The organism is Halomonas sp. PA16-9, from assembly GCF_009728585.1.
Lineage (GTDB): Bacteria > Pseudomonadota > Gammaproteobacteria > Pseudomonadales > Halomonadaceae > Vreelandella > Vreelandella titanicae.
Map to the genome: position 1 here is coordinate 253,230 of NZ_CP040452.1, position 11,552 is coordinate 264,781.

Here is an 11,552-nt window from a genome sequence, read left to right on the forward strand (position 1 = left end):
GTTGTGGCTATCAGCAGCGCTTCACAATCGGCGCTTAAAAGCCTTGGCTGCCGCTGCCTTACTCATCCCATTTTGCTGGCGCTTCGTAGCTCGCCACCTCAAAAGCATCGACGTACATGCGCTGAAACCCCGCCGCTTCCAGGCTTTGAATCGCCGTGTGGCAACCCAGTGGTAGCCGCGTTTGTAGCGGCACACCGCTTAAACTCAGCCGGGCAGCGGTCAGCAAACGTGCACCATGGCCACTGCCTTTCCATTCCTGGCTAATAAAGAAGAAACGCAGTTGCCAGGCGGCTTCGTCATCGGGTCGGCACGCCAACACCATGCCCAGGGGCGGGCCATCCCCATGGCGCAGGGCGAGTAAACGCCCCTGCCAGTGCTCAACGTGCTCTTGCTCGCGCTGCAACCACACCTGGCGATGCAAGGTAAATTCCAGAGCACGGCGCAGCGTATCCAGGTAGGCCTTGTCACGCAGTACCCAGGGCGAATGCCCTTTTGCATCGGCACGCTGGACGGCTTCGATAAAACTATCGATATCCCCTTCGCGGGCGCTTTCAAGCGCGCGGGAAGATGCTTGGCCATTAACATCAGGGCCGCTATCCACATGACCACCTGGGTGGTCATGGGTCGTGCTAGCTGAGGGGGAGAGCCACTGCTTAAGTTTCGTCAGCATAGGGCCCTCGTTCTGCATAGAGTGCCGACGGTAACTGGAAGCCTGCGGCGGGCGAACGGGTAAAGGGGTTGGGGGCGCTATCGGTAAATAGGCGATAACGCATAGCGCCCCCGTCCACGTTGAAACGTAGCTCTAACTCACGCTCATTAACGCTGGTGATGTTTGCCTCTTCCAACAGCCGGAACCAAGCCCAGGCGCCATCGCGGGTTATACTCCGCGGCGAGTGATTTACCTGGCTGGGCACCATGGTGATGCGGCTATCCGTGCCGCCACGCAACGTATTTGGCCAAATCATGGAGACCCGACTACTGGCGCTGTGAGTGTAATCAATGAGCTGGCCATCGGCACTGATCACACTGCGCCGCTTGTCGGGGCTTAAGCTGATCGGCTCAAGAGCGAACTCGACGTCTAGCGCACCATCAGGGCCAAAATAGGCACGGCGAATTTGTTCCGCCTGTGACACGGCGGCAAACACGCTTTCACGCAGTAGCGAATTACCCTGGGTATCCACCAGTTGCTCAGGCGCACCTTCGATAAAGGGCTGCAAGTTATCCTGATAGAAGTTGTCGAGGATACCTTCAGGAGCAAAGAAGGCTTCAAAGTCGCTTAGCGAAGCATCCCGGCTTGCACTGGGCACCAGCGGATAGCGCCCGGCTAAACGCTCTTGATAGGGAGCCACCACCTCATCTATCCAGATATTTTCCAGGTGGCTGATAGCGCTTGCCATGATGAGCTGCCAGCTTTGATCCGCCAGGCTTTTCAACATGCTTGCGACAGGCTCGGGCGAGCTGTCAGCTATACGCTGCAGGCGATAAATGGGGTCATCACCGCGCAGCGATAAGCGGTCACGCGCGCCGATAAAAGCGGCACGCCCTGGGTCGCTGGCCTCGTCTATCTCTAGCAGGTAATCACGCAGCTCCGTTACCGCCGATTTGATCTCTTCCAACGAGGAGGGGTCACCCTCTTGGGCGGTGGAGAGCTTGTTAATCGCGGTAAACTGCTGCTCGATATCGTGGGCAAGCTGATAGCGCGGTGAGCGCTGTAGCGCTTCACGGGCTTCCTCGTCATCTTCAGGCAGTTCCGGATAGAGACGGGTATTCTGCTCGACCGCTGCTAACAGACGGTCTAACGGGCGCTCTGCGCTGACCAGCGCATCGGCGACCACCGCTGCCTGATGAATGTCCGGCAGGGGCACAAGCTGGGTGTTGCGCAGGGCATCACGCCAACTCACGCGATAGTCACTGACATAATAGTCACGCAGGGCATTTTGCAGTTGCTGACGGTCAGCGTTGCTGAAGTTGATGTCTTCGCGCTGATCCAATACCCACAAGTCGATAAGCGCTAGCTCGGTTGCCCTATCAAGCTGTTGCAGGAAGTGATTTTCGAAGCCACCCCGGGTAACCAGATACGGCAGTTGCACATACGAGGGCTCATCGTTACGCGCCATAAACACCGTGTTGAACATCGACCCCACCTGACGGCGCAGGTCGAGAGGGTCTCCGCGACGGCTACTGTCAGCTTTCATGGTGGCGTAGACCCGCTCATCCATCGGCAGGCGTGATAGGTCGTCAATCGCGGCGACTAAGCTGCCGCGTAGTGGCGCCATGGCATATTCAGCGCGCCGATTACCAGCGGCAACCCGGCTTTCCAAATCGCTGTGCTGCAGGGCGTAATCTAAATGAGCCAGTAAGCGGTCTTGGATTTCACCACGCTGGGGGAAATCCGACTGCCAACGCTGCGCCATAAAGTCGTGTACGCGTTCGGGCTGGCGGCCGCTGGCGTCAGACATCATGCGCAAAATGCGCAGCAGCGCCAGCTTGGCGTTACTGCCCTCTTCTTCGCGGTTCATGTCATCCATGATGCCCACCATCAACGCCGGCAGGAATTGGTACTCCAACATGGCGAGGTAAGCATTCTCTAACTGGCCACCAATAATGTGGCCTTGATAAAGCCCCATATCAGCAAGGAAAGGTGTGTGTGTACGGTAGCCCTCGAAGGTTTGCATCGCATCGCGTAGGCGATCCAACGGCGCCAGCATTTCGTAGCCCGTTGGGTCGTCGCTCTGGAACTCTTCCGGGTGAGTGGCCAGGAAAGTTTCCGCCCGATGCTCGACGGTGGAAAGCGAGGTCGCGTTTTTCTGGTAGAAATGGCTCCACCCACCGATCATTACCGCAGCCACTAACATGCAGCCAACAATGCATGCTTGGCGAATACGCTGTCGGCGATGGGCGACTTTGGCGTTATCACCGGCCAGCCCCGCTTCTGGATAAATGACTTTCTCAAACAGTTCTTCAGTGAAATACAGCGCGCTGCGCGTCGCACGGTGCGCAGGCTGAACGCTTTCGGACATGCCATAACGGCGTGCCGCAGCATCCACGAAAGGATCTTCAGGCACCCCCTGCTGATAAACCGAGGTGAAATACGTGCCGCGTACAATCGCCGCGGTGGAAAAGCGGTCGCTGGAGAGCGCTTCGTTGAGGAAGCCGAGCAGCACATCGCGCAGCCCTGCTAGCTGGCGCACAAAGCGAAACACCGACTCCCGTTCTTCCCGGTCGCGGCACTCTGCCAGCATGGTGGGCATTGCGCGGTTAAGGCGTTCCAGCATGTTGTCGTAAGCGGCGGCGAACTCTTCTTCCCACTGTCCCGGTGTATCAATGGATTTAGCCGAGAAGGTAAAGCCTAACGGCGCCCGCCGTGCAGCACGGGAGTAATGGCGGAAGAAATCGTCAAAACCGTGCAGCAAATCCATTTTGCTGAAGGTGACGTAAACCGGTAACCGGCTGCCGTGGCGCTCCATCAACTCGCGCAGGCGGCTACGTAACAGCGTCGCGTACGCTTTACGAACGGCTACCTGGGCGTGGCTAAGACGGGCTAGATCCAACACCAGCACAACGCCGTCCAGCGGGCGGCGTGGGCGGTTACGCTCTAGCCACTCGGTGAAGTGATCCCATAGGCGGCTATTCAGTTCGTCAGGCTCGCCAGTTTCCAGTGCGCCTTGGGTCAATAACTCGCCATCAGGGTCGATGAGTATCGCTTTATCGCCAATCCACCAGTCAAAACCAAAGCGGTTTTTCTTGCTGCTGATGCCAGAGGCTTTCATGACATTGGACAGCGCAAAGTTTTGCCCAGAGCGGTTGACCAAGCTGGTTTTGCCCGCGTTTTCGACCCCCATGACCAAATACCAGGGAAGGCGATAGCGGCTGCTGTCCCCACTGCCAACGCTATCAATGATTTCGGATAATACGTTGTTCAGCGAGGTTTCCTGCTGGTCGATACTCTCCTGAATAGGGTCTGACTGCTGCGACTCCATATCCTGCGCGAGCTCATCGGCTTCGCGCAGTCGACGGGAAAGCCGAACGCCCCAAATCAGCGCCACTAACGTTACCAGCGCCAAGGTGGCCAGTAACCGATTGACCCAGGGGCCTAATGGGTAACTGTCTCGTACCTCCCAGCTAGGCCCTAACCACCAGATGGCCACTAATAGGAGCACGATTAATACGCCCCACATGGCCATGGAAAGCCGCCCTAACCCCTTGACTCTGTTAGCTTGCGCTTTGGCGCGATTGTGAGTGCTCTGTGCACGTGAAAAGCCGGGCACCCAGCGGCTCAGCTTTGATTTCAATGTTCCCCACATGAGCCTTTAATCCTCGTCCCTAGTGATAAAGTCGATCATCGTTGTCATGTCCTAAGCGATGCCTGAAGCCGCGAAACCAGCGCTGGTTCCCACTGCTCTAAATCAAGTTCATTAACAGTTTGGTGCAGCGTGCTGTAGTGCTGCTGGGCGAGCGTTTCTAGCCCCGCCTCCTGCAGCAAATCAGCGCTGGCCAAGCGCCAGTACGTGCTCTCGCGCAAGGAGCGTGCCGACGCTAACCCCTGGTCAAGCACCTGCAGGGCAGGCCCTAACCCTTCACTCCCCATATAGCTACGCGCTTCCTCTAACCCCGCGTGCCATGCTTCACCGCCACCGGCGCCGTCATTTGCGCCGCTGCCCGCGCCGCTATACAGCCACTGCTGCGTTTCTTTATCTAAAAAAGGCGAGCCATCGTTAAACGTTAACGACTCAATACCGGGGAGCCTTTCCACGAACCGCACCGACTCATCACGAATAGCCTCAGCGCAGCGCGGCCGCCCTAGGCGCTTGGCCAGCTCGGCACTCAAGCGGTGTCCTTCTAGCCAGTAGGGGCTGACCGCAACGCTTTTCTCTATGCGCTGCCAAAGCGCTTCGTCACCGCCCCGGGAAAGCGCCTCTCGATAATCCGCCACACGGTCAGCAGCCACAGGGGCTAACTCGGTACGCCCCCCTTCCCTTGCAGCAGGTAACGCCTGGATGGCGCTCCAGATGGCATAGCGACGCAAGCGGTATGCCAGCGGCTCGCCCGGGTTTTGCTCGTTTAGAAAATCGGCCATTTTGAGCAGAGACTGGCGGTTGGCGCGCTCATTGCCCGCCTCCAGACGCAGTTCGGGGACTTTTGCCCCACCGGGCTGCTCAACCTTTTCAGCACTGCTGGAGGAAGAAGACGCGGCCGTCCGTGCATCGCTACCGGAAGCGTCGCCGCCTTGAGAGGCCGATGCAGCACGGTTTTGATTAGGCTGCTTTTCATCCAGCAGGCGCATCAGCTCGTCAAGTGAGTCAGCGGGCAACTGCTTGTCCGCGGCTAACGTTTGCAGTTTTTCCAACGAGTGGCGGCAGGCCAGAAACTCATCCTCGGCATTATGAAAGTCGAGGCCCGCGGCAAGCTTCAGCGTGCGTTGGGTAAATTGCTGGAACAGCCTGGGCCGCAACTTAGCCCCACGTGCGCCATTGAAGGGGTATGCCAACGCCCACCAGGCTTCAAGACAACCGGCCAGCAGCCTTAGGGAAAGCGCGAAACGCACGCCATTGCCTTCATGCTGCAGGCAGTGCAGCAAGTGTCCCAACACCTTTAGGTCTTTGCCCTTATGGCTGAGCATAGTGATTGCTAATGCTTCTGCCGTGTCCCAATCGACGTCTTGGTGCTGCAATGAGCCGACCTTCATCATTTCAGCCTCAAGGCGCAGGTAGTCGGCGCTGTCCTCCAGCACAACGCCGATCTCCTCACCCTGCTCATTGGCAGGCAGAGGCGCTAGCAGGGGTTCAAGGTGACTATCCGCCGTTATACGCATCACGAACTCCTATACCCACTACCAGCGACAGGCGCTGCGAAGCGGTTGAATTTGCTGACGCAGTCCTGATACATCAAAACGCAGCCCGTCCAGAGCCCCTGCGTCGCTACTCAACACAAGCTCGTTGGCGCTCAATAATTGCCGCAGCGTTTCAATGGCGGGCAGGCCGCGCCCACCGCTTACCACGTGGCCATCATCGCGCACTCTCCACTGTTGAGAGACATCACGCCCATCCGCGACGACCCGCAACGACACGCGGGGCGTATCCAAGGCATTGGGCAGGTGCACCTGGAAGCGGGTAATTAACTTCTCGCAGGCCAGTACTAATACGGGCCGCGGAGGCGTTGTGCCCCGTGCGGGCACCGTCATTAATACCTGGCTTCCCTCGGCGCTCACTATCAGGCCAAAGTCATCGGGATTGCGTTTCTCTTCTTGGCTGACAACTGCGTGCCAAAGTGGCGGCAGTTCAGCGCTATCACTCGGTGTGCTCTGCTCGTCCAGGAACAGATTGTCGTAGCACCCCAGGCGATCCAAACGCGAGCTTTCTTGGCCACACTGATGCGCCTGTTCCAATACAACTGCGCTATCCTCTGCTTGTAGTGCGCTGCTCATGCTTAGTAGCCAGAGGCAAATCAATAGCCTGTGCTGCCATCGGCAACTTACGAATGTCACTTTCATTTAGCATCCAGTTCTAGCAATTGGCATTTGTGGGAGAGCGTTCGCTTGGGTATTCCCAGGCTCTCTGCTGCAAGGGCACGATTCCCGCCGTAGTAAAGCAATCGCTGGCTAATCAATTGCGCTTCATAATCACGAACCGCTTGGCGCAGATCATGGATCTTATTCAGCGTGCCGCTGGTTTCTGGTGTCGCTGAATCAGCGCCACTGGCGGTATCGCTGGGCAGGAGCAAGGCTTCAATATCGCCACCGGCGGGGGTCATGGCGCAGGCATAATCGATCAAGTTTTTGAGCTCACGCACGTTGCCGGGGTAATCACGCTCTTTTAGCTGCCGCAACGCGGCGGGTGTGATGCCCATCTCACTGCGTTCTTCCCGTACACAGAAATCAGCAACAAAGTGCTCGGCCAGAAAGGCGATGTCTTCACGCCGTGCCGACAGCGAAGGCAGCGAAAGCGGGAACTGGCCTAAGCGATAATAGAGGTCAGCGCGAAACCGCTGCTGTTTGATCTGCTCGCGTAGCGGCTGATGGGTAGCCGCAATAAGACGCAGGTCTGCACAGCGTTCTTCATTCGACCCTAAGGGGCGATAGCGGCCGCTCTCCAGCACCCTGAGCAGTTTGGCTTGCAGCGCTAGCGGCATATCGCCGATTTCATCCAGAAACAGCGTACCGCCGTCGGCTTGGGCGATGAGCCCTTCCCTGGCTTGATCAGCGCCTGAAAACGCCCCTTTGGAGTGGCCGAACAGCTCCGACTCCAGCAGCGATTCGGGGATCGCGGCACAGTTAATCGCCATGAACGGCGCCTTGGCGCGCGCCGAGAAACGGTGAATCGCTCTCGCCACGAGGTCTTTGCCGGTACCGGTTTCGCCCTGGAGCAGCACTGCTAAATTGGTTTCGGCCGCACGAATCACCTGCTGCCGAAGCTCTTGCATGGCGATGGAGTTACCCAGCAAATCACTCGCAAGCTTGGCCGCTAACCCCTGGCGCCGGGTGTTGTCGTTGAGCTTGGCTAACGAGTCACGCAATACCGCTGATTTCTGACGCTCTCCCTGACTGCTTGCCAGGCGCGACCACAACCGACACAGCAGGGCCTCAAAAGCGACAAAATCGCTACACTCCATGAGGTTCGTCAAGGTTGCCGCTTCCGTGACGAAGGCCAGCACGCCTAGCCACTCCCGCGAACTGTCCTGGAGTCGTAACGGCCTCACGTGTAGCCGCAAGTCGCCACTGAGGGAGGCTATTTGGGCTTGAAAACCGGGATGATCAAGCCGGGTACGCGCTTCCCCCACGCCCAGTGTCACCGGTTTACCGCTGCGGATGGCATGGGCGTAGGGGTGACTAAACTCATCACAGTTGAAGCGCGCCTCACTATTATCACGGCCCACCCAGCGGCCGCTGCTGTCTAGATAGAGGCACTCCACCCACGCCAAGCCCAGGCTATTACCCAGCAGTTGCCGACTGCGTAAGCGCAGCTCCGTGGTGTGGTACTTTCAACCAACGCAAGCGCCATGGGCATAGCCGCCAGCCCAGCTAAAGGCTGCGCTTCGCTAGCATTGCGCTGGTCAAGAGCCTTTACCTGCATGGCGCTATGCCACCTCCGCAGTAAAGACACCGCTGTCGGCATCCGTGCCCAACACTACCCGGCTAACGTTCTCGCGCCGTGCCATACGCTCAAGCAGGGCACGGGAAAGCGGCGGCAGCAGTTCACCGTCGATCACCGACTCCAGCATGCGTGCGCCGTTTTCACTCCGCGTCGCACGTTTACAAATTGCCTCGGCCAGGCTGTCATCCAGCACCACCTCGGCATGGCGATGGCGCTCACGGATGCGTGTTGCCAAGGTATCCAGCTTGGCCTTGACGATGTCACGCAGGGTATCGCCGTCCAGCGGCAAGTAAGGCACCACTTCCATACGCGCTAATAGCGCCGGTTTAAAGAACTCAGCCAGCACCGGGTAGAGCGCGGCATCCAGCGCTGCTGGGTCATCGCCATAGCTAACGATGGCTTCGTAGCCCAGGTTAGAGGTCAGGAAGAACAGCACGTTTTTGCAATCGATAACGCGCCCTTCCCCGTCGGCCAGTTCGCCTTTATCAAACGCCTGGTAGAAGAGGTTAAGCACATCGGGATGGGCTTTTTCGACTTCGTCCAGCAGCACCACCGAATAAGGGCGCTGACGGATCGCTTCGGTGAGTAGCCCGCCCTCGCCAAACCCGACATACCCCGGCGGCGAACCAATCAGACGTGAAACCGTGTGCTTCTCTTGGTATTCCGACATATTGATCGTGGTAAGAAACTGACGACCGCCATACAGCTGGTCGGCAATTTGCACCACGGTTTCGGTTTTACCCACGCCGCTGGGGCCTACCAGCAGAAATGCGCCCAATGGCCGCCCCGGGCGACGGAGATCCGCACGCGCGGTTAGCAAGTGGCGATGGATACGCTCAATCGCACTGCCCTGCCCCTGGATTAGCGCATCCAGATGGGTCGGCAGTTCGGTGAGGCGGGTTAGCTCGTCGCTGGTCATACGCTCGACCGGTACGCCGGTCCAGTCGCCAATCACCTGGGCAATTTGCGCCTCTTCAACGCTGGGATTAACCAGCGCAAACGTCTCTTGCAGTTGGGCCAGCTGCTGCTCCCGTTCGGCGAGTTCTTGATGCACGCCCTCGGGAAGTTGATCAACGGCATCATTATCCGTTGCCTCTAGCAGTTGGCGGTGTAGCGCCACAATGGCATCGACGCATTCGCGCTGCGCTTGCCAGGCGGCTTCCAGGCTTGCCAACTCCTCTTCCAGCTTGGCTAAGCGTTCGGTTAAGTCGTGGTGGCGTTCACTATCCGGTTCGCGCCCCAGCAGACGTTCACGCTCGACCTGATCGCGCTCACGCAGCGCGGCGATATGTTCACTCTGTAAGTGGCTTAGCTTGCGGGGCGGGGTATCCAGAGCCTGCGCCAATCGGGTACAGGCGGTATCCAGCACATCAATGGCTTTGTCAGGCAGTTGCCGTCCGGCCAGGTAACGGGCAGAAAGCGCAGCGGCAGCACGCAGGCCGCTGTCGCCGATCAGCACGCCGTGGGCGCGCTCATACACATCCCGCAAACCGCGCAGGATGACCAGCGCTTGCTCAACGCTTGGCTCGGAAAGCGCAATGGGCTGGAAGCGTCGCGACAGCGCCGGGTCTTTTTCAAAGTACTTTTTGTACTCACGCCAGGTAGTGGCGGCGATAGTACGCAACTCGCCCCGGGCCAGGGCGGGCTTGAGCAAGTTGGCCGCGTCACCGCCGCCTTCCTGGTTACCAGCACCGATCAGCGTGTGCGCTTCATCTATAAATAGCAGCGTGGGACGAGGGGCGTTTTTGACTTCGTCAATCACCGCTTTAAGGCGCTTTTCAAACTCGCCTTTCACCGCGGCACCGGCTTGTAGCGCACCTAGATCAAGGGTCAGCAACTCAACACCTGCCAGCGCAGCGGGTACTTGTCCCGCCACAATGCGTGCTGCTAAACCTTCTACCACAGCACTTTTACCCACCCCGGCATCGCCAATCACAATGGGGTTGTTTTTGCGCCGACGCCCCAGGATATCGAGCATTTGGTCGATTTCCGGGTCACGCCCCAGCACAGGGTCAAGCTCACCCTTGCGCGCCTGTTCGGTCAGCGAGGTAGCAAAACGGGCGAGTGCGCTGTCATCGCCAGCAGGATGAGCAGCCTGGCGTTGTTTAGCGTCGGCACCCTCCCGAGGTGCTTCGGCTGAATCGGCCGTAAGACGCTCCAAGTGGCGGCGTAGATTTTCGCGATTGATATCTTCCAGTAGCGCCGTGCTCTTCGGACCTAAATAGCGCGGGGCGTTGTGCAGTAGCGCCGTGAAAAGCACGCCGCTGCGAAGCGCTTGATGTCCATACTCGGTGGCTGCCAGTAACCACGCGTCCTGCAGCAGCTCTACCAATAACGGCGAAAAGCTGGGTGTCGACACCTCAAGATCACGAGGCGGACGGCTCTCCTCAGCCATTCGTGCGCGCAGCTCCTCGACATCAATATCAAGCGTTTCCAGCAGTAAGCGCACATCACATAGCGGCTGGTCGACCAGCGCCAGCAGCAGGTGCCCGGTGGTCACCTCCGGTGCTTGCTGCTCTGCGCACAGCACGGCGGCCTGCTCGAGGCCATGACGAGAAATTCCATTCAGCCGACTAATAAGCGCCGGTAGCTCTACCCTAAGCATGCTATCTCCTAACGATAAATCTGATCGAGTAAAGCTCTGACTTGCTCAGCCTGCTGATCCAGCGACCAAGAAAGCCCCAAATAAATACCCACCAACGTAACGCCGAACAGGGCAAAGATGGCCCACAGCGGTAACCCCTCGTGCATCCCTTTGCCACGCCCTTTCACCACATGCCTAAGTGGCTGGGTCAGCATCTCATCTGGCGGCTCATCAAGGGACGCCAGTTGATCGCCCAGCGCGCGTACAATCTGGTCGTACTCTTCACGACCATGGGTTTTCACCCGGTAACGCCCCTCAAACCCAAGGCACAGGCACAAATAGATAAAGGCCAGCATGTCGCGATAGCGATGAGGCTCTTGCTGCAGCCGCGCGAGGATAGAGAAAACTTTTTCGCCACCCCAGGTCTCGTTATGAAACCTCGCTAGCAGCGAGTGCTCAGCCCACACGCTCTGCCTCCCCCAGGGCATGCCCATCACGGTTTCATCGATAAACGAGCAAAGCACATAGCGGTAGGCGAGCAGTGTCGGGCGGTCATACCCCTGTTCGGTTAGCTCAATTTCGATAGAGGCAATTTCGTCCACTACCTGACGATATAAGCGCTCGAGATCATCAGCGCCGTCCACCTGTCGGACGCGCACCGCCATGCCCAGCAGGCTGCTCGATGCATCGACCAGCGGGTTTAAGTTGTGCCCGCGCAGCCGAAACCAGTAGTCCTCGTCAGCATTCAGGTGCTGGGCATGGCTATGCACCAACTGCTCAACGCCGCTGTCTTTTATTTGATCTTCATGGCGAACCGGCTCACCCATCGGGTAGTCGTTTTTGGCGTCATCTTGATGCGTGGCAATATCTTGCATGGC

6 protein-coding genes and 1 pseudogene are annotated in these 11,552 nt (G+C 58.4%); all 7 read right to left on the minus strand.

Annotated elements, in window-relative coordinates; all coding sequences use genetic code 11:
* Nucleotides 1-58: 58 nt before the first annotated feature.
* Nucleotides 59-670, minus strand: coding sequence for a GNAT family N-acetyltransferase (locus FDY98_RS17620; protein ID WP_035538127.1), 612 nt, complete (start codon nt 668-670; stop codon nt 59-61).
* Nucleotides 654-4,304 (minus strand): type VI secretion system membrane subunit TssM, encoded by a 3,651-nt coding sequence (gene tssM / locus FDY98_RS17625; RefSeq protein WP_027956909.1) that lies wholly within the window; start codon nt 4,302-4,304, stop codon nt 654-656. The genes FDY98_RS17620 and tssM overlap by 17 nt, the downstream gene beginning before the upstream one ends.
* Before the next feature lie 44 nt (nt 4,305-4,348).
* On the minus strand, nt 4,349-5,812 hold the full coding sequence (gene tssA / locus FDY98_RS17630; RefSeq protein ID WP_051430513.1) for a type VI secretion system protein TssA: 1,464 nt from the start codon (nt 5,810-5,812) through the stop codon (nt 4,349-4,351).
* 18 nt (nt 5,813-5,830) lie between these two features.
* Nucleotides 5,831-6,424 (minus strand): type VI secretion system-associated protein VasI, encoded by a 594-nt coding sequence (gene vasI, locus FDY98_RS17635; RefSeq protein ID WP_230805836.1) that lies wholly within the window; start codon nt 6,422-6,424, stop codon nt 5,831-5,833.
* Nucleotides 6,425-6,486: 62 nt separating this feature from the next.
* Nucleotides 6,487-8,069 (minus strand): annotated as a pseudogene (locus FDY98_RS17640) (sigma-54 interaction domain-containing protein).
* Nucleotides 8,070-8,073: 4 nt separating this feature from the next.
* Complete coding sequence (gene tssH, locus FDY98_RS17645) at nt 8,074-10,695, minus strand: type VI secretion system ATPase TssH (RefSeq protein WP_155706024.1); 2,622 nt, start codon at nt 10,693-10,695, stop codon at nt 8,074-8,076.
* An 8-nt stretch (nt 10,696-10,703) separates the two neighbouring features.
* Nucleotides 10,704-11,549: a type IVB secretion system protein IcmH/DotU gene (gene icmH / locus FDY98_RS17650; protein WP_009287540.1), complete on the minus strand. Its 846-nt coding sequence runs from the start codon at nt 11,547-11,549 to the stop codon at nt 10,704-10,706.
* Between the last annotated feature and the right edge of the window lie 3 nt (nt 11,550-11,552).

Bases quoted from the DNA above. Each gene is read 5' to 3' on its own strand.
- FDY98_RS17620 (WP_035538127.1), bottom strand. From the start codon at position 670: ATGCTGACGAAACTTAAGCAGTGGCTCTCCCCCTCAGCTAGCACGACC.
- tssM (WP_027956909.1), bottom strand. From the start codon at position 4,304: ATGTGGGGAACATTGAAATCAAAGCTGAGCCGCTGGGTGCCCGGCTTT.
- tssA (WP_051430513.1), bottom strand. From the start codon at position 5,812: ATGCGTATAACGGCGGATAGTCACCTTGAACCCCTGCTAGCGCCTCTG.
- vasI (WP_230805836.1), bottom strand. From the start codon at position 6,424: ATGAGCAGCGCACTACAAGCAGAGGATAGCGCAGTTGTATTGGAACAG.
- tssH (WP_155706024.1), bottom strand. From the start codon at position 10,695: ATGCTTAGGGTAGAGCTACCGGCGCTTATTAGTCGGCTGAATGGAATT.
- icmH (WP_009287540.1), bottom strand. From the start codon at position 11,549: ATGCAAGATATTGCCACGCATCAAGATGACGCCAAAAACGACTACCCG.